Below are 19,437 nucleotides of genomic sequence, written 5' to 3'. Positions count from 1 at the left end.
TAATGCTGGACAACCTCAAACTTGTTATAAAAGCCCAATTTCTGCGTTGTCCTAAAATTTACGTTGCTGACTTATCTCTAAGTAAGCTTTGCTACTCAATTTTAACACGTCCCAGACTTGAACTATTTCTTCAGTCTGTATATTGATGTTTTGCTATAAAAATAATTGATTAATCCCTTGATTTAAGCTTTGCAAGTAATCTAATCACTTCTATATATAGCCAAATCAAAGTTACCATCAATCCAAAAGCACCATACCATTCATATTCCTTAGAAAAGTTTCTTCTAACTGCATTGTGAATATATTCAATATCCAAGACTAGATTGAAAGTAGCTATAGAAACGACAAACAAGCTAAATGCTATTCCTATAATACCACTTGAATGTATGAATGCTATATCAATGCCAAATAATCTTAGTATGATAGTTAACCCATATAGTAAGGCTATCCCTAATGTAGCACTAGAAACCATAAATCTAAATTCCTCTGTAACTTTTATAAGTCCAAGTTTATATATGGTTACAACTGCTCCAAGTATACCAAATGTCAGTAGTACTGCTTGTAATGCTATACCTGGATAGGCTCTTTCAAAAGCTAATGACATATACCCTAAAAAAACTCCTTCTAAAGCTGCATATATTGGAGCTAATATAGGACATAGTTTAGGTTTTGAAAAGGCTATGATACCTATTATAAAAGTAAATATAATAGATACTATCATACCAGTATACGATACTAAAGGTATTATGCCACTTGCAGGTAATAATGCACCTATTATGACTAAGCCTAGTAGTATTATTATCTTGTTTATTGTGCCCCCCATTGTCATTGTATCAGTAGTATTATGACTTTCCATTTTATAATCCATACCTTTAGCTAAGACAGGATTTGGTTTTCTTAATGAACTGAGTTTCATGATGATAACCTCCAAAATTTAGTTTATATTAATATTATAATCAATTTATTGAAATTAAATTAATAATTTAACTGGCAAATTAGTAAAAGTACAAGTTTGACGTTGAATTTTTTGTTATTGTTTATTGCTTAATTTATTGTAACACATTATAATGTATAATATGATAGAATAGTGGAGGGAATATTATGAAGGTAGGTTTTAAAGAAATCGGACATGATAAAACATATAATCTTAAATTTGCAGTTATAATGGCTATACATAATGGTAAATGGGTATTTGTAAAGCATAAGGACAGAAACACGTGGGAAATACCAGGTGGTCACAGAGAAGAAAATGAAGATATAAATACTACAGCAAAAAGAGAACTTTATGAAGAAACAGGTGCAAAAGAGTTTGAAATAACTCCTATATGTGATTATTATGTAACTAGAGATGAGAATACATCTTACGGAAGATTATTTACTGCAGACTTAAATGTAATGGGAGAATTGCCAAACATGGAGATAGAAAAAATAGACTATTTTGATGATTTGCCAAAAGAAATGACTTATCCTCAAATACAGCCATATTTATTTGAAAGGGTTTTGGAGTTTAGACAAAAAAATAAATAGATTCATCGATTTAAAAAAGCTGATAAAGTTATCAGCTTTCAGACCTTAGACAAAAGCCCAATTTCTGCGCCCGTGTTAAAATTTCCGTTGCTCACTTACCTCTAAGTAAGCTCTGCTACTCAATTTTAACACGCCTTGAAATTGAACTCTTACTAAAGTCTACTATCTTGATGACTTTGTCATCAATCTAAAAGCTGAAAAGTTATCAGCTTTTTTTATTTGGATTATTTTAATATAAAAAAACACATAAATGCGACAACAAATATTTACATAATAGCAATAATTAACAATTAACTGAAAAAGATACATATGGGTGCAGATTTATAATAAGAATAGCTTGTCGATTAGCCGAATAGTGTAATTAATTATATTTAATCTGATAATTAAAATCTATATCTAAATAATTTAAATTTATATGTGAAGACTCTATTTTACTAGAATAAAAATACATTTAAATAGCAATTTTACAGAATATGTTAGTGATTTAAAGTCTTAAAAAATTTTTTCAAAAAAATTGAGTATTTTAATATAGATAATAACTACAACAGGCTATTTTATCTATAATACGACAAAACTAGCTAAAGGATTATTTATATTAAGATATAATATTATACATAGAGAAAGATTTAACATCAATACAATATATGTAAAAAAAAGTCATCACCTGAAGTTGAAGGTGTATAAATTTACAATATATGAAAGAAGGGGTAGTATAATAGGGATTAAAAAATAAAGTAGGGTATATGATTTAAATGCTTTTTGGCAAATAGTAATTTGGAGCAAAGGTTTATTAAAATATTTAATATGCAGTATCACAAATTATTAATTCAAAAATTTTCTACTATTTTTCTTCAAATAATATACTAAAGAGGTGATTAAAATTAAAGCAGTATGTATTATTGGCAGTCAAAGAAATAATGGAAATACAGCTTTAGTGGTAGATAAAATTATAGAGGGTATGGAAAAAGCAGGTATAGCGGTTAATAGATATGTCTTAGGATATTTGAACATTAATTATTGTGAAGATTGTAATTACTGTCAGAGCATGAAGAGATGTAAACAGTATGATGACATGAATGCCATATACGAAGACATAGACGAATCTGACATAATCTTGGTTGCATCTCCTACATATTTAGGGGATATAACTGGACATTTAAAGGTATTCTTTGACAGATGCAGACCATATCTCAATGATAAAATAGCTATGAGAGGTGGTAAATGTGGTATCTCAGTTGCTATTGAGTCAAATAATCTAAAAAATAGTCACGCAATAGATACAATTGAATACTTTTACAAACAGTTAGGTATAATGCCAATAGAAAAATTCACCATGAAGAGTATTCATTTAGATGATAATAGACAAGAAGAACTAGAAAGATCATATGAAATTGGATATAATGTAAAAGAAGCTATTAATAAAAGTTTATTGACAAGCAGGATAGTTGAGGCGTAAGTATATAGAGAAACCCTACCATTTTATATAAAAATATTTTTAATCCCTTTAAATAAAAATAATTTAATAAATATTTTGAGTAAAGCTGACAAGATTATGTCAGCTTTTATTTTATATAATTAACTAAAAAGGAGGGTGAACATGAATAAAGAAGAATTAAAGAGACTGTTAATAGAGATAAGAGAAAATGATTATAAAGTAATAGACAATATTGACCCATTCGAGTTAGCAATGCAATCAATGAAGTACTTAGGTGATACAGATGGGCAATTAAGGGACAGTTTATGCTATGCAGTTTTATTTAAATGGATAACAAATGATGAAATTCTTAGTACAAAAGAGGTTTATCAGTTACACAATATTGCATTAAGTGATGATTATTTGCTATATGGATTAGGTAACAAGGATGATGATTCTGGATTTAAAAGGGCGTTTACTATATTAATTATTGCATGTACTATATTTAGGCATAGAAAAGATAATTATTTATCACATGAAGAGGTTAAATATTCATTTGAAAGAGTGCTGTATTATTTTAATAAAGAGTTAGATTTTAGAGGATACATTAAAGACAAGGGATGGTTACATGCAATATGTCATGCATCTGATGCTTTAGACGAATTTGCATTATGTCAGGAACTAGAGCATGATGATTTAATGAAAATATTGTGTGCTATAAAATGTAAGATTAATATCTATGAGATAGGTTTTATGTACGAAGAAGATGAACGTATGACAACTACCATAGTCAGTATTTTAAGTAGAAACATTATCAAGGAGAAAGAATTTATAGAGTGGATTCAAAAGCTTTTTGAGATGGATAGTATTAAGGATTATCCATATAAATTTATTTTTAACAACAATGTAAAGCAGTTAATAAGGAGTATTTATTTTAGATTATTAGGAAAGTCAGAGTATAAAACAATAGTTAATCAATTGCTGATGTCATTAAGTAAAAATAACAAATACAGTTAGAATATAATCTTTAGCTTCTAGGCTTATAGCATTATTTTTTTCGTAATATTTACTGAGCTAATAGCTGATAAAATAATGCTTTATAAAATAACTATATATATCAATATTAAAATTAGTTATTGAAGTTAACAATGAAACATGCGATAATTAATCCGTGATTATCTAAGCTATATTATGAAATATAGGAGTGATGTTATGGATATAAATAAAAAATGGAATACTAGAAGGATTGTAAGATTGGCGTTTTTTATGGCTATTAACTTAGTTGCTACATTTATTAAAGTTCCTATAGGAACTAGCATGATGCATTTAGGAACAACAACTCTTTTTATAACAGCAATAATACTAAATCCAATTGATTCAGCTATAGCATGTGGTGGAGGAATGTTTTTATTCGACATATTGGGTAATTTTCTGCAATATGCACCATTTACACTTATCATAAAAGGTCTTATGGCATTTGTTGTATCACTTATTGTGCATAAGAAAAGCAATGGTATGAATTATATAGTGAATTTTTTTGCTTACATAATCGGTGGTATAATATCGTTAGTTGGATACTATTTTGCTAATGCTATATTATTAGGCAATTTTATATCTCCAATTAGCAAAATACCAGGTTCTATACTAACAACTACAGTAGGAATTATAATAGCGTTGCCTATAGGAATACAGGTAAAAAGATCCTTAAAGAATACAAATTCATTCTAAAGTTGGAGCTATCTCAAATAAAGAGATGGCTTTTTTATATATAAAATAACGGCATATTATTATACGCTAGGGAATATTTTTTATTAAGTATGTAAAATAAAAAGATTGAAGGTGTATAGATGTCTTTTAAAAATGAAATCAATGAACAGTTTAATACATTAGAGTCAATAATAAAATTGGAGTTGTCTAAATCAATAGTAACTAGAAATAATATATGTTTGCCAAACATTAATATAAAAGTTAAGCAACAAGTGCAAAATTGGAGTAATAAAGGTAAAAATAATACAGGGTTAAACAATTTAAGTGAATTCAGACCAGATATAAGCGAGGATATAAAAAAAGTTCTGGAAGGTATAAACCTAAGAGATATAAATCTAAAAGATCCAACAAAAACACCGTACATCTTATTTGGTATAATTGTTGGTATGTTTATATTTTTGATTTCAAAGCTGATATTTGGTGGATGGATTAGAGTGCTTTTGATAACAGGAGTAAGTGGATTATTACTTAATGGAGGTTTAACTAAAGAGTGGAAGAAAGCAAAGATTAGGTTTAATAGAATTACACTCAATAGTTATTTAAGACAACTTGAAAAATATAAAAATGAATTATTTTCTATAATAGACAATATGTAAAGTATTTATTCTTAATAAATATTGGATTATATATTGAGCTGATGCAAATAATATTATAAAATAGCTATATCATAATTTAATGTCTCGGAGGTGTTATAATGTATATTGCGTCATCAATATATTTTTTAATGCTCTTAAATTTACCGTTAGCTTTTGCTGTCATTTTTTTAGAAAGAAAAAATCCTTCGGTAGCATGGGCTTGGATAATGGTATTGTTATTTATACCTGGTGTTGGATTCATACTATATTTATTGTTCTCACAAAATATAGCTAAGAAAAAGATATTTAAGAACAACAAAAATGAAAAGGAAAGTATAAAGAAACTGATAAATCATGAAGTAGATATGCTTAAAAACGATGAAGTAGAATTTAAAGATAGTTCAATGTGTGAATATAAAGACATGATTCATATGAATCTAGTAGACAATAATTCATTATTCACACAAAACAATACTGTACAATTTTTCACGAATGGAAAAGATAAATTCGATGCACTACTGGATTCTATTAAAAGTGCTAAGAATCATATCCATATGCAGTACTATATAATACGAAATGATGACCTTAGTAAGAAAATCTTAAAAGCCCTTGTAGAAAGAGCAAATGAAGGGGTAGAAATTAGGTTGTTGTATGATGCTATGGGTAGTCATCTAATATCAAGAAAATTATTATGTGAATTAAGAGAAGCTGGAGGGAAAACAGCTGCGTTTTTTCCATCTTTAATACCATACTTAAACTATAGACTAAACTATAGAAATCATAGAAAAATAGTAGTAATAGACGGGAAATACGGGTATGTCGGAGGATACAATATAGGAGATGAATATTTAGGTCTTGATAAAAGGTTTGGGAATTGGAGAGATACACATCTAAAACTAATAGGCGAAGCAGTTTATAGCTTGCAAAGTAGATTTTTAGTTGATTGGAGATATGCATCAAAAGAGAAGTTTAGTAGTCTTTCATCATACTTTAAGAATACAGATAGTAAGGGCGATGCAGGTATACAGATAGTATCTAGTGGACCAGATTCAGAGCAGGAGCAAATTAAATATGCATATCTAAAGATGATATATTTAGCTAAAGAGAGTTTATATATACAAACGCCATATTTTATACCAGATAGCAGTTTTTTAGAAGCCTTAAGAATAGCATCATTATCAGGAGTAGATGTTCGGATAATGGTACCAAATAAGCCAGACCATATGTTTGTTTACTGGGCAACTTATTCATATATTGGAGACTTGTTAAAGGCTGGTGTTAAAGCGTATGTGTACAATAAAGGGTTTTTACATGCTAAAACATTTGTTGTTGATGGTAATATATGTTCCGTTGGCACAGCAAATGTTGATATAAGAAGCTTTAAGCTTAATTTTGAAGTGAATGCATTAATATATGATAAAGAAGTTTCTAGTAGATTAAAAGAGATTTTTGAAAAAGATATGAAGAATTGTAGTGAAATAACAAGAGAAGTATATGAAAACCGTTCTAGGATTATAAGGATAAAAGAAGCTATTTCGAGGTTGCTGTCACCTATATTGTAACAGATAGGACAAATAAACATGAAAGAAGCTGATAGTAATAATAAACAAAATAAAATGCAAAATAACAATATATTAAGTTCAATCCTATTATTTTTATTAATACCAAGCATTTTATTATTCATGTTCTTAAGATAATAAGGATTTTTTGGAGTTTTTATGCATTAATAGTAAATACAATATATAGTTTTCTAACTGGATATTTTTTTACTGAGAATAATAGATTTAAGGGGTATTTACTTTTATTTATGGGTATGTTCTTTTATCCCACTACATTTACAATCTATAATAATAGTGCTTTGATTTATGATTTAATATATATAATAATATCGTTTATAGGCTTCTTTTTAGGATAAAAACATTAAATTGATAAGTAGTTAATATTAATATTTAAGACGCCCCTACCACTAGAGTAGTCTTTAACGGTAGGGGTTGATCGAGATTAGTGAATATAAGGGAAATCGCCTAGTAAAGAAAAGATATATCTACTAGTAGTTAATGGGAATAATATAGCTATTGTGAATAAAGGGTTTTTGTAAATTTTGTTTAGTATTTTATTCATTATCTAACACCTCCTTATTAAATTTATCTAATGCTTTATCCAGATATTTATTGACATATAAATTATTTGTAAGCCTTAAAAACGTTGTAAAATCCATTTTCAAATCATTAGCTTTTTCTGTTTCTCCCAAATAAAAAAGATTCATTATTTTTATCATTACAACATTGCAAAACTTAAAATCAAATATCATATGCTTTTGTGCTATACATATACTTTTTTCGCAGTAATTTAATGATTTCTTATAATTTTTTATATCATAATAGCCATTGCTAATATTAACGAGTATTCTAAATTTTAAATCATAGCTAGTTATTGAAGGAAGAATGGATTCTAATTTTTCTTTATAGAGTATGAAATTATGTTCATCTTTAATATCACCATAAAACGACATCAAGGAGTTAATTATTCTAAAGTGGATTTCATTTTCTAATTTATCAGGTTTTATTTTTTCTAATAGCTGAATAGCTGTTTTTTTATTTTTGCATGAATAAAATTCAGCTAGAGATTTGACCCACTCATGAAATAATTGATCTCCACAGTCTCCTCTTGTCATTGTCTGTGAAGATAAGAGAAATGCCTCTTCAAATTTACCACATTGTATTAGATTGAATATATTCTGTATGTTTATAACTGTGTTGTCGTTTGCAATTAATACCTCGGATTTCATAAAGTCACTCCTTAGAAAGTTAGAATAAAACAATTATACCATAAATATTTTATAGATACCAACAAAAATATAATCTGAGAAAGATTTACATTAAATGAGTTTATTCTCCAAAATACAACATTTTGTTTAAATTTTTAGATTATACTTCATATAGATATCAAAAGTTAACTTTACAACTATGCATTGGATAAGATTGAGCCATGTTACTTTAAAATCCATACTTATTCTAAAGTAACATGGCTTATTGGGAGCTATAAGTATTAGGCTATCCTATATCCATCCCATGAGTTGTCATATAATTTGATATTTTTTCTCCGTGTTCTTGCTCTTCTTTTTGTATGTGATTGAGAACTTGCCTTACATTTTTATCTTCAAAGTCAAATATAGCTGTATTGTATAATCCAGATATGAATTTTTCGGTGTTAAGAGCATCTCGACATAAATCAGAGTCTTGCTGATTGTAGTTTCCTGTAGGCTTTGAAGGTTGCATATTTTGTTGCTGTGCTTGTTGTCCTTGTCCTTGTCCCCCTCCGCTTTGGTTCATACTTGGAACAACACCGTTTAGCATTTGAGTTAAGGTATCGTAATGTTGTTGCTCTACAGAGGCTAATTCTGTAAATAACTGGCTCAATTGTGGATTATGTGCTCTGCTAGCGTACCTATTGTATTTTTTTATACAAAGTTCTTCGTCATGTCTTTGTTCCTTTAAAATATCTCTTTGTTTTTGCGTAAAGTTTATCATTTTATCACCTCTTTACTATAGTTTGTATTTTTAATAAGAATAATGTATAGAACAATATAAAATGATAAAAATATATTGTGTGATGATATAATTTATATTATAATGAATAGGTAAACAGAATAGGCGATGGAGTTCGCCATTAAACGCATGACATGCTAATGACTCCTATTGATGTATTTATTGTATATCAGTAGGTTTTTTTATGCTTATACAAAATACATCCAAGATGATTAGTTTGTATAAGAAGAGGAGGAATAAATATGGCTACAAGTTTAGCAATAATAATTTTACTAGGTTTTTTAGTAAATAAGTTATTTGAAAAAATTAAATTACCAGGGCTACTAGGAATGCTTATATTAGGTATTGTAGTGGGGAAATATGGTTTTAATGTGCTTGATGATAGTATCATGAATGTTTCGGAAGATCTTAGAAAGATTGCATTAATTATTATTTTATTAAGAGCAGGACTGGGAATCAGTAAGGAAAAGCTTACTAGTGTCGGGAAAATAGCAATAAAAATGAGCTGTATACCAGGGTTGATTGAGGGATTTGTTATAGCGGTGCTTTCAATGGTGTTACTTGACTTTTCTTTTATACAAGGAGGAATATTAGGATTTATTATAGCAGCAGTTTCACCAGCAGTTGTTGTACCTCATATGCTTAAGTTTATAGAAAAAGGTGTTGGAAGAAAAAATAATATACCAGTTTTAATACTTGCCAGCGCTTCTATAGATGATGTATTTGCGATAACTATATTTTCAACATTCATAGGGCTTTATGGTGGAAAACAAGTAAACGTGTTTATGCAGATTTTAAATATACCTATCTCAATAGTGATAGGAGTTGGGTTAGGTATTGTTACAGGTCTATTACTGATAAAGATATTTAGAAAATATAGCATAAGAGATACTGAGAAAGTTTTAATAATCTTAAGTATTTCCATAATATTTACTACACTAGAAACAAAATTAGATGGTAAAATAGAGATAGCAGCACTATTAGGAGTTATGGCATTAGGTTTTATAATACTTGAAAAATCCACTGAAAAAGCGAAGAGACTTGCTAGCAAGTTCAATAAAATATGGGTCTTAGCTGAAATACTTTTATTTGTGTTAGTAGGCGCAGAAGTTAATATTAATGTTGCATTTGATTCTGGGGTAACAGGACTGATAATAATAGTGATAGGTTTGATAGGTAGAAGTATAGGGGTCTTATTATCAACAATGAGAACGAAGTTAAATTTTAAAGAGAGAATTTTTTGTATAATAGCATATACACCAAAAGCTACTGTTCAAGCAGCTATCGGAGCAACACCATTAGCACTTGGAGTTACATCAGGAGACGTTATATTAGCAATAGCAGTATTATCTATACTAGTAACCGCACCCCTTGGAGCTATAGGAATAAAGTTATCTGCAAAGAAACTATTAGATAGTTAGAGAATGACAAATACAAATCTGTGTTAAAGGGAGTATTGGTAATGAGGATACTTGTAACATGTTTTGAGCTATATGGTAAAGAAAGATTAAATTCAGCGATAGAAACACTTAATCTTATAAAAGACAAGATAAAAAATGTAGATATCATTAAAGCAATGATACCAGTAGTGTTTTATAAATCTGTAAAAGCTATAGAAGAGTTAATCGTGAATGTAAAGCCAGATGTAGTAATTTGCTTAGGACAAGCAGGTGGGAGAAAAGAAATCACAGTGGAAAGAGTAGCTATTAATATTATTGATGCAAAATCACCAGATAATGAGAATAATAAAATAACTGACAAACCAATATATGAAGACGGTGCTAATGCATATTTTTCTAATTTACCAGTAAAAGCAATGGTGAAAGAAATGAATAATAACCTAATACCAGCAAGTGTATCGTATACAGGAGGAACATTTGTATGCAATCACACTATGTATGGCTTATTGTATCTAATAAATAAAAAGTATAGACATATCAAAGGTGGATTCATACATGTTCCTTTTATACCTAAACAGACACTTCATAAAAAAGGATTACCTAGTATGTGTTTAGCTAGTATAACGAAAGGAATAGAGTGTGCAATAAAAACTATTTTAGTTCATTAAAAGAAAATAAAGGAGATGTGTAAAACGTGAAAATATCTATTGTATATCATAGTGAAACAGGGAATACACAGAGAGTAAGTGAAAGGATTATGAGTGGGGTAAAGAAAATAGAAAGTACAAATGTAAAGATAATGTCTATAAATGATGTAGATAATGAGTACATAGAGTCATCTGATATAGTGATATTTGGAACACCTACATATGCGGGTACATACTCATGGCAAATGAAGAAATGGTTAGATACTTGTAAACTTAATCTGTCAGGCAAAGTAGGATGTGTATTTGCAACAGAGAACTACTTAGGTGGTGGAGCTGACAACGCCTTATTAGCTATTGCTTCAGAACTATTAGTAAAAGGAATGTTTGTATATTCTGTTGGAGCAAGTAAAGGACAACCTTATACTCACTTTGGAGCAGTATGCATAAAAGACGGAGAAAAAGAACAAAAAGAAAGAGCTGAGATATTTGGAGAAAGAATAGTTCAAGGTGTAATAGAGTTAATTAATAAAAAAAGATAAACAATCGAGCTTAAATCCTGTGGACAATTAAAGCAATAAAATAGTTTAGCTGTGGATTAAATTGATACAAATGAAGAAATATTTACATAAAAATAAAAGCATCAATGCAATGTTTTGGGATTAGTTACAAATAGGGGAAAATGAAACAAAAATAGGATAGAGACTACATGACAAAGATAGGTTATAGAACTAAACCTATCTTTGTTCTATGTAATTCATTATTTATATTAGTATTGTCTAAAAACATTATACCCTCTAGACGTGATAAATACAATACTTTTTTGAAATTTGTAATATTTAGAACCATAGAACTATTTACCAATAAAAATATGTGGAAGAATAATAAAAACATTCATTGGATACAAAAATATCAATAAATAGGTATTATTATGATATGCTTGAAAGTATTATGTGTTGATATGAAAAAAGATAGATGATAAAGTAATGATTGATGAGAGGAGGAATACTATGAGAAAGATTTTAGCTTTACTTGCTCTAGTTTGTGTTGTTGTGAATACCTCCTATTCATTAGGTAATTCATATGTAATGCACACAGCTAGAGATGGCGACACTTATTGGAAAGTCGCTAATCAATACGGTATCGGGTTAACAACCATTCAAAACCTAAACCAGTCTTATGGTGATATGCTATATGAAGGAAAACTTATAAGATTAAAGTCTTCAAAGCAAAATATCAAAATAAAAATTGACGGTAAGTCGATTTGGCCAAAAGAATTCCCTTATTTAGAAAGTAGTAGAGTTCATTTACCAATAAGAACAATAGCAGATGCTTTAAAAGCAGATGAGATTAAATGGGATGAAAAAAATAGTACAGCGATAATAATGAAAGATGGTAAAAAAATATCGCTACCGTTGTACTCAGATACAGCCTATATAAACAATAAGAAGGTAAAATTAGATGCTCCAATTAATGTTTATAGTGGAAGAACTTTTGTTCCATTAAGATTTTTATGTGAGGTATTTGGTGTTAATGTAGGTTGGGATCAGCATACCTATACAGCTCATATAAATACTAACAAAGCATACGATGACGAATATGGTAAAACACATAGTGAAATTAATAATTCTGACGACTTATATTGGTTATCAAGAATAGTACATGCTGAATCTCAAGGAGAGTCATATCAAGGGAAATTGGCAGTTGCTAATGTTATATTAAACAGGGTAAAAAGTAGTGATTTTCCAAATACAATTAAAGGTGTTGTTTTTGAAAAAACATCTGGCTACTATCAGTTTAGCCCAGTATTAGATGGTTCTATTTATAATACTCCATCACAGGAAAGTACAAATGCAGCAAAAGAAGCATTGTCAGGGAACAATAATATTAGAAATTGCACATATTTCTTAAATCCTGATAAAGCTAAGAATTTTTGGATAGTTAACAACAAAACATTTTATAAATCAATAGGTTTACATGATTTTTATATGTAAAATATTTTTTGGCAAGCAAAGAAGGGGCTATACGAATAACGTATAGTCCCTTTATTTTAAAAAAATTAAATAGATTGAGATATTGTTTTATTTTAGATTAAAGTACTCCCATTAATAATATCAATATGGGAGTACTTAATATAGTTAACCTTATCTAGCTAAGCACCTATTGATTTTTTACTAAATGCTTCTTTTCTAATTTTCATCATCAGATAGATTCCATAAACTAATACATATATAACTGAGCGTTCATATCTCCCCCTGCTAATACTGAGAGTCATATAATGTACAAAGCAGTTGAAGTAGAAAAGGTATGACCATTTGTGAAGCTTTTTCCACTTGCTATTAAGGCGAGCTTTCATTTTTCTTGATGATGTAATACCGAGAACAATCAGCAGTATACTATTTATAAGACCTGTCCACGTCATCAATTGAGGAATCAATTGTATATCTCCTGCTATTAGAGCTTTTATTCCATATGGCGCAGAAAAAGCAGTATACAGTATCGTATGAGGCAAGTAAAATATTACACCTATAATTGACATTTCAGTCCTAATAGACATAAGAGTCTTCTTATATGGATTTGCATGCGTTAAAGCTCCTGCATACATTACAAACATGAAAATAGATGCAGGGAAATAACCACTAGCAATTCCTCTAATCATCCTCACCCACCATATACTAAAATCAACATTCCACAAACCTATAAAAACCATAATTGATATTGCCATGCATATCCCGGATATAATAGTAGAACCTAAGTAACAAGACTTACTGTTTTTCTTAATAGAGTCTTTAAACTTAAAATACAAAATTGCTGTAATTGCTATCGAAATTATTAATTCGGTTGTGCCTCTTAACATTAATATATTCATAGTACACTCCTTTAAGGAAATCAATAATCATTATCAATTACATTATAACAAATAGCACTACTCATTACAAGTAAGAACAAATCAAAAGAAACACTAGTCGTCATGGAACTTCGGTGCTAATTTATACCAATGAATATAGTATGTCATTTATTATATTCTCAAAGCTTCAGAAAAGTAGCTATAACTTCAATACTGATTTAGTTATTTGTAAATTTTAATAATAAAAGATCATATCTTATTAAATCATTACCCTAGAAAACTATATCATTCAATATCATCTGGTATACCTAAGTCTTTATTTTTAAATACCTTTTCTATAAATATAGCTATAAGAATAACAAGAGGTAATGATACTAACCATCTTATAATAGAGAATTTTAAACCAATAAATGAAATTTCAAATACCGTCATAGGAATTCTACATACGGACGCAGCACCTAAATATGTAATTACGACGTTCAATCTAGCTCCTTTTTTGTACAATGCATGAGCGAGTGGCAGTGTTGTAAATATGCCCCCTACAGTTGTTGTTGATAACAAGATAGCCCACATATATCCTTCAATACCCGAAGATTCACCTAAATGCTTTTCTATAGTTTCTCTTTTTACCCATACTTCGAACAACCCTATTAGTACAAAAGCAAAAGGTAGGACTTTTATCATATCAAGAGCAAATATATAAAAGTTTTTACCGATTTGTATTCCTGGGTCATAACTAAATACAAGAGATGCTATTATAAAAGCTATGTAGATAATAAATAAAGCTAGTTTCTTTTTATTTACCATAAGGTAACCTCCCCATATGCTAATCCCATTATAATTGACAATACTATTACTATAATAACGCTAAGAACATTTCTATAAATAGTTAATTTACTGCCAAAATATTTCTTTTCAACTGGAAACGTCAATATACCTACCATCATAAGAGATGAAGTAAAAGAAGCAATCACGCTGTATTTTATGCCAGCCTCAATCAAAACTTTAGCAAGTGGAAAAGCAATAAAGCCAGGCATTAGAGAAATCGAACCGATTATACAAGCAATAATTATTTCGACATATAAGCTTCCACTGCCTAAATATTTTGATATAGTTGTATCAGGTACAAGATAAAGTACTATTGATACAGATATTAGCATTGTCAAAAATGCTGGGAGAATCTTAGTTAGCTTTTTGTATGCTATTTTGAGTGCTTTTATTGTCTTTTTTCTATCAAATAAAAAAGACAAAATCAATGAAGCTATAACAAAAGTATAAAATAAAAACATTATTTATCACCATTTTCTAAAATATGTATAACAATTAGATTATAATATTATTATCAAAATTATGCAATATAATAAAAAAGCATAAATGTGTAACTTTTTTATAAATATTACGTCTTTATAGCCGAATTAACGTTGATTTAGTAAATATAGAAAGGTGATAGTATGAGGTTTTTAGCACAAATAGTAAATCACTTAGATAGATATTCTGTCATAAGTGATCTGGGTATAAGTATAATCTGCTATAGCATAATGATATTTGCATTTATTTATGTTGTACATTTATTTTGGAAGAAGGAGCTATATTCAAGAAGTATGGCTATAGGTGGAGTAGTTTTAAGACTAGTTTTTTTCATTTCACTAGGATACGGTTTTTTACATAGAATTAAGGTGAGTAGTAATGTAGATAGAGTGATTGGAGGAATATGGAACAATTTATTTTTTGGCTATATGATTGTTTTTGGAATATATTATATCTTGACCATAAGAAAAACTAAGTATAGAGGCTATTTTTATAGCTTTGATGTATTAGTCATGACAACTCCTATGATATACAGAATATTTTACTTGATATATGTATTGATTAAAATGTTTGATGAATTCATAGATGGATGGATGTATGTTTTGATAGAAATTACTTCAATCGCTGGTATAGGAGTGATTATATACTTTTTCTTTAAGATGTTCTGGAGTAAAAATAAATATAATATTCTTTGGTTCTATATGTTAGGAACAATTGGGTTATTAACAGGGTTATGGAGACAGAGTTTTATAAAAATTTACGCCAATAGAGATCCTCTTTTAACAACATCGCTGTTTATATTGCTTTTAGGAAGCTATGAGCTTGTATATTATCTAATACATCTAAAGAAAATAGAAAACCATAAAGTTACTCAGTCACTATTAGTAGGAGTGATGGTATTATCAGTGATAATGCTTAACCCTGTCTACAATTTATTTGATTTAAGTGTCGAGCATACATTACCAATAATGGAGTCAACAGTTAGAGAAGATGCACATTTAGATAATCCTAAAGTATGTGAGATAATATTAAGAAAAGCGCTAAATGACTATGAGGGTGACTTTAGAGTGGATGGAAACTCAGGGATTGGAGTGCTATATTATCAACTAAGTGGGAATGTGGGAGATTATGATTTTAGATTTTGTCAAACAAATAATAGGATATTTTCAATTCACCACCGTAGTATGTACTCAAGTGACAATAGTTTATTAGAAAGTGCCAAACACACAAAATCTATTGAGGATATTAAAGATATATCTCTTGAGTTTCTAAGGGATATAGGTCATCCATATAATCCATTAGTAGAGGACATGATAATAGAAAAAGAGGAGAATTGTTACAAAATAGATTTCCCTCTAAAATTGAGTAATGGAAAAGTTTTAAAGAAGGATACAATTTATGATGGTAGAAACATGGTTTATTCATTTGATGGGAAACTTAGAACATATAATAGTAATTTTGGATTGTATCCATTGTCATTTTATGATGATATAACTATAACACATGATGAAATAGAAAACATATTAAAAGAATTTTATAGGGTTTTGAAAAAAGAAATGCCACCATATGCTATTACAGCAATACGTAATGAGTATGATGAGGAACCTAGTATAAAGATACAAACTATGACAGAAGTTATAAGGATAAATGGAAAGGAAAAAATAGTAACATCATACGGATTAAATAATAGGGAGAGAATACAAGCAAACGAAAAGGACATGGAAATAGCTTTAAAATATATTAAGCCAATATTAAAAAGCGAAAAATACACTTATGAGGTTAAAGAAAATCATTATTTTAAAAATCATAAACATAATATATATGTTAATTTAGATAACAATGGAGATTTAGTTTCATTTCATAGTTACAAAAATAGATTTAAAGATAGAACATTTTCTGAGTTTAAAATTAATAAAAACAATGCAGTAAGAGCAGTTAAAAAATTGTATAAACCTTTAGAAGTATATAAATCAAGAGTAAGTTTGGGTAAGTTCATTAATGGTCAGGACGTAAAATATGACTATATTGTTGAGATAATGCCTTATGGTAAAACCGAGAGACATGTATATAGAGTAGATTCAGATAATAAAGAAGTGACTTCACTTTATGATTTTGATGGGGTGAACAAAGATGAATAAATATTGTATGATAGTTAGAGATCTTATAGATTATTATGGATTAGAAGGGTTAGAAGGAGAAACTTTAGCATATGTTAAAGAGCACATATCAGCGTGTGAAGAATGTAGAAACTATATACCAAATAATAAAGTAAAGCAACTAATGACGGAAGATGAAGCTTTAAATAAAGAAGATGAAAAACTATTAAAAAAAATCAGGCGTTTATTCTATGCTGGGTGTATAGCGGTAATTTTGTTTATAACATGGATAAGTGTTTGGTCGATATTATGGAGTAGATAAACATGAGAGAAAGCATAGAAAATATTTATACACAGTACAAGGACCTAGTTTATTATTATATTAATATAAAACTAAAAAATAGTGCGATAGCTGAGGAAATAACGCAAGAAGTATTTCTAAAGGTATATAAATCGATTCACAGCTATAGAGGAGAAGCATCTATAAAAAATTGGATATTATCTATAACAAGAAATGAAATTGTATCTTATCTACGTAAACATGAAAAATTTAAAACAAGCCAGTACACTGATAGTTATGATAAAGTAAATAATAATAGAGATGAAAATCCAGAGTTATATATAGATGACAGAGAGGATACTAGATATATCTTTGAGATATTAGATAAATTAAATGAAGATCAGAAAAATGCAATTATATTGCATGATATAAAGCAGTTATCGTATAAGGAGATTGCAGATAGATTGAATTGGAGTTTATCTAAAGTGAAGATTACGATATACAGAGCAAGAATAAAATTCAAGAAATTATATGGAGGCGCTATAGATGGAATGTAATGTGATTTTAGATTTATTGCCGCTGTATGAAGAAGGCTTATGTAGAGAAGAAACAAACGAGATTATTGATAAGCATCTACAGGAATGTGAATATTGCAGGGAAATAAAAAAAGCAATGTCTATGAATATTGAGCAACTAAATATAGAGAAACCAGCACTTAAAGAAGACAAACTACTAGAAAAATACTATGGATATTTGATTAAGAAATTTACACTAATAGGGCTAATTAGCTACATAGTGCTTGTGTCAATATTATTAGTGATATTTTAGTTATGATATGAGTTTTATAAGTTCTATTAAAAAAATTGAACAAAATACATTTTTTTAGTGTAGAAAATTACACTGAATGCATATTATAAGACTATGAGGGAGGATTTTGTTCTAGGGGGTTAAGATTTATGGATATAGCTATTGTTGCATCTGAAAAACATCATAAAATAGCAGAAGGTTTAGCAGAATATATATCCAATAAAAAAGGCCATAATGCGATTAATTTGAGTATGAGCCAGTATAAGCTTGCCAATAATAACAGAGAGATTGAAAATATGATTATAATTGGTGATAAAGATGAGAATGCTTTAACTGATACTCATTTAAAAGATATAAATATGAAACATTCAAAAGCAGGGGTTAACTATGGTTTTAATAAAAATAAGGTTATATTGTTTGGAGAAGGAGATTTAAGGGATAAGAGCGATCTGACTAAAATGATAAATGACTTAGGTTTCTCCACATCTAAATCTGTTATAACGGAAGTATTAATAGCTTTTGTAGTAATAAGTATAGTAGGAACTATCATAGTAAAAAAATTTAACGGACATATGGGAAAGAGAGAAGGTAAATACTTTAAAGTGCTACAAACACAAGTTGCAGCCGATTCATTTGTAAAGCATGACTTTGATCTTTGGGTTAATAATAGGTAATAGTCATTACTTAAAAATAGGTTGTATGATAATTGAGAATTGCTATGATACCCTAAAGTTACACACCGTAACAGTGTGATTTTAGGGTGTTTTTTTGTGCTAGGATAATATAAATATGATATCATTAAACTAATAAAACCAATTATTTTAAGATAACATATAAGGAGCATTTTTAGAGTGAAGAAAAGGTTGTCGTTAATATTGGTTATTATTTTATTGGTTATAGTTTTAAAAACAAATATTTATGAAGATGTTACAAATATCATAATAAAAGAACGATACAAGTTGAATGATGGAAGAACAGGTACAACTTATACTATAGAAAATTATAATTATAGAATAGTTATAAATAAAGTAGATGAAGGGAAAATTTATAAGGGAACATTCAATAAAAGTACAAATATGATGAAATTAGAAGAAGTAAAAGAAGTTTAGTGCAAAAAAAGAGTCTAACTGAAAGAATAATATATTAGATTATTATATTCCAATAAAAACGATTTGGAATGTTAAAATTGAGGAAAACTACAAAAAATAATAGGGTTACATGAT

Annotated in this window: 22 protein-coding genes and 1 riboswitch; of the genes, 16 read left to right on the top strand and 6 right to left on the bottom strand. The window is 28.7% G+C overall.

What is annotated here, in order from left to right:
* Nucleotides 1-169 precede the first annotated feature (169 nt).
* The gene (locus tag P3X86_RS07200; RefSeq protein WP_483291987.1) at nucleotides 170-916 is read right to left on the bottom strand and encodes a Bax inhibitor-1/YccA family protein; all 747 of its coding nucleotides are present in this window, start codon (nucleotides 914-916) and stop codon (nucleotides 170-172) included.
* A 185-nt stretch (nucleotides 917-1,101) separates the two neighbouring features.
* Between P3X86_RS07200 and P3X86_RS07195 the strand changes: the two genes are divergently transcribed.
* The 6 genes from P3X86_RS07195 (at nucleotide 1,102) to cls (ending at nucleotide 6,845) form a co-directional block, all read left to right on the top strand.
* Entirely contained in the window at nucleotides 1,102-1,527 is a 426-nt protein-coding gene (locus P3X86_RS07195) for an NUDIX hydrolase (protein WP_483291986.1), read from the top strand.
* 871 nt (nucleotides 1,528-2,398) lie between these two features.
* A complete protein-coding gene (locus tag P3X86_RS07190; protein ID WP_483291985.1) occupies nucleotides 2,399-2,983 on the top strand; it encodes a flavodoxin family protein in 585 nt (194 codons plus the stop codon).
* Nucleotides 2,984-3,124: 141 nt separating this feature from the next.
* A complete protein-coding gene (locus P3X86_RS07185; protein WP_483291984.1) occupies nucleotides 3,125-3,958 on the top strand; it encodes a DUF2785 domain-containing protein in 834 nt (277 codons plus the stop codon).
* 195 nt (nucleotides 3,959-4,153) lie between these two features.
* A complete protein-coding gene (locus P3X86_RS07180) occupies nucleotides 4,154-4,669 on the top strand; it encodes an ECF transporter S component (RefSeq protein WP_483291983.1) in 516 nt (171 codons plus the stop codon).
* Between the two features lie 119 nt (nucleotides 4,670-4,788).
* Nucleotides 4,789-5,304 carry a hypothetical protein gene (locus P3X86_RS07175; protein ID WP_483291982.1) on the top strand — a complete coding sequence of 172 codons (516 nt, stop codon included), beginning with the start codon at nucleotides 4,789-4,791 and terminating at the stop codon, nucleotides 5,302-5,304.
* A gap of 98 nt (nucleotides 5,305-5,402) precedes the next feature.
* Nucleotides 5,403-6,845 (top strand): cardiolipin synthase, encoded by a 1,443-nt coding sequence (gene cls / locus P3X86_RS07170; RefSeq protein WP_483291981.1) that lies wholly within the window; start codon nucleotides 5,403-5,405, stop codon nucleotides 6,843-6,845.
* 551 nt (nucleotides 6,846-7,396) lie between these two features.
* Here cls and P3X86_RS07165 read toward each other — a convergent pair.
* Both P3X86_RS07165 and P3X86_RS07160 read right to left on the bottom strand, forming a co-directional pair.
* Nucleotides 7,397-8,071 carry a hypothetical protein gene (locus P3X86_RS07165; protein WP_483291980.1) on the bottom strand — a complete coding sequence of 225 codons (675 nt, stop codon included), beginning with the start codon at nucleotides 8,069-8,071 and terminating at the stop codon, nucleotides 7,397-7,399.
* Between the two features lie 265 nt (nucleotides 8,072-8,336).
* Nucleotides 8,337-8,813: a spore coat protein gene (locus P3X86_RS07160; protein WP_483291979.1), complete on the bottom strand. Its 477-nt coding sequence runs from the start codon at nucleotides 8,811-8,813 to the stop codon at nucleotides 8,337-8,339.
* Nucleotides 8,814-8,926: 113 nt separating this feature from the next.
* Nucleotides 8,927-8,988: riboswitch (Fluoride riboswitch) on the top strand.
* Between the two features lie 85 nt (nucleotides 8,989-9,073).
* On the opposite strand from P3X86_RS07160, the gene P3X86_RS07155 reads away from it, so the two are divergent.
* From P3X86_RS07155 to P3X86_RS07140, 4 genes are all read left to right on the top strand, one after another.
* Nucleotides 9,074-10,252: a cation:proton antiporter gene (locus P3X86_RS07155; RefSeq protein WP_483291978.1), complete on the top strand. Its 1,179-nt coding sequence runs from the start codon at nucleotides 9,074-9,076 to the stop codon at nucleotides 10,250-10,252.
* A 41-nt stretch (nucleotides 10,253-10,293) separates the two neighbouring features.
* Nucleotides 10,294-10,899, top strand: coding sequence for a pyroglutamyl-peptidase I (gene pcp, locus P3X86_RS07150; RefSeq protein ID WP_483291977.1), 606 nt, complete (start codon nucleotides 10,294-10,296; stop codon nucleotides 10,897-10,899).
* Between the two features lie 26 nt (nucleotides 10,900-10,925).
* Entirely contained in the window at nucleotides 10,926-11,417 is a 492-nt protein-coding gene (locus tag P3X86_RS07145) for a flavodoxin family protein (RefSeq protein WP_483291976.1), read from the top strand.
* Nucleotides 11,418-11,885: 468 nt separating this feature from the next.
* Nucleotides 11,886-12,869, top strand: coding sequence for a cell wall hydrolase (locus P3X86_RS07140; RefSeq protein ID WP_483291975.1), 984 nt, complete (start codon nucleotides 11,886-11,888; stop codon nucleotides 12,867-12,869).
* Nucleotides 12,870-13,027: 158 nt separating this feature from the next.
* Here P3X86_RS07140 and P3X86_RS07135 read toward each other — a convergent pair whose 3' ends face one another.
* The 3 genes from P3X86_RS07135 to P3X86_RS07125 all read right to left on the bottom strand — a co-directional run bounded on the left by P3X86_RS07135 (nucleotide 13,028) and on the right by P3X86_RS07125 (nucleotide 15,012).
* Nucleotides 13,028-13,744 carry a ferric reductase-like transmembrane domain-containing protein gene (locus P3X86_RS07135; protein ID WP_483291974.1) on the bottom strand — a complete coding sequence of 239 codons (717 nt, stop codon included), beginning with the start codon at nucleotides 13,742-13,744 and terminating at the stop codon, nucleotides 13,028-13,030.
* 264 nt (nucleotides 13,745-14,008) lie between these two features.
* On the bottom strand, nucleotides 14,009-14,530 hold the full coding sequence (locus tag P3X86_RS07130; RefSeq protein WP_483291973.1) for a permease: 522 nt from the start codon (nucleotides 14,528-14,530) through the stop codon (nucleotides 14,009-14,011).
* Entirely contained in the window at nucleotides 14,524-15,012 is a 489-nt protein-coding gene (locus tag P3X86_RS07125; protein ID WP_483291972.1) for a permease, read from the bottom strand. Before P3X86_RS07125 ends, P3X86_RS07130 begins: the two co-directional genes overlap by 7 nt.
* Before the next feature lie 162 nt (nucleotides 15,013-15,174).
* On the opposite strand from P3X86_RS07125, the gene P3X86_RS07120 reads away from it, so the two are divergent.
* The 6 genes from P3X86_RS07120 (at nucleotide 15,175) to P3X86_RS07095 (ending at nucleotide 19,323) form a co-directional block, all read left to right on the top strand.
* Nucleotides 15,175-17,169 carry a hypothetical protein gene (locus tag P3X86_RS07120; RefSeq protein WP_483291971.1) on the top strand — a complete coding sequence of 665 codons (1,995 nt, stop codon included), beginning with the start codon at nucleotides 15,175-15,177 and terminating at the stop codon, nucleotides 17,167-17,169.
* Complete coding sequence (locus P3X86_RS07115; protein WP_483291970.1) at nucleotides 17,162-17,449, top strand: zf-HC2 domain-containing protein; 288 nt, start codon at nucleotides 17,162-17,164, stop codon at nucleotides 17,447-17,449. The genes P3X86_RS07120 and P3X86_RS07115 overlap by 8 nt, the downstream gene beginning before the upstream one ends.
* 2 nt (nucleotides 17,450-17,451) lie before the next feature.
* Nucleotides 17,452-17,964, top strand: coding sequence for an RNA polymerase sigma factor (locus tag P3X86_RS07110; protein WP_483291969.1), 513 nt, complete (start codon nucleotides 17,452-17,454; stop codon nucleotides 17,962-17,964).
* Entirely contained in the window at nucleotides 17,954-18,235 is a 282-nt protein-coding gene (locus tag P3X86_RS07105; RefSeq protein ID WP_483291968.1) for a zf-HC2 domain-containing protein, read from the top strand. The genes P3X86_RS07110 and P3X86_RS07105 overlap by 11 nt, the downstream gene beginning before the upstream one ends.
* A gap of 128 nt (nucleotides 18,236-18,363) precedes the next feature.
* A complete protein-coding gene (locus tag P3X86_RS07100) occupies nucleotides 18,364-18,888 on the top strand; it encodes a hypothetical protein (protein ID WP_483291967.1) in 525 nt (174 codons plus the stop codon).
* 177 nt (nucleotides 18,889-19,065) lie between these two features.
* Nucleotides 19,066-19,323, top strand: a complete 258-nt coding sequence (locus P3X86_RS07095; RefSeq protein ID WP_483291966.1) for a hypothetical protein — start codon at nucleotides 19,066-19,068, stop codon at nucleotides 19,321-19,323.
* Nucleotides 19,324-19,437 lie beyond the last annotated feature (114 nt).

This window comes from Abyssisolibacter sp. ZYX002, from assembly GCF_056892235.1.
Note: the sequence above shows the minus strand (reverse complement) of the source record. Positions and strands in the feature narration are given on the sequence as shown.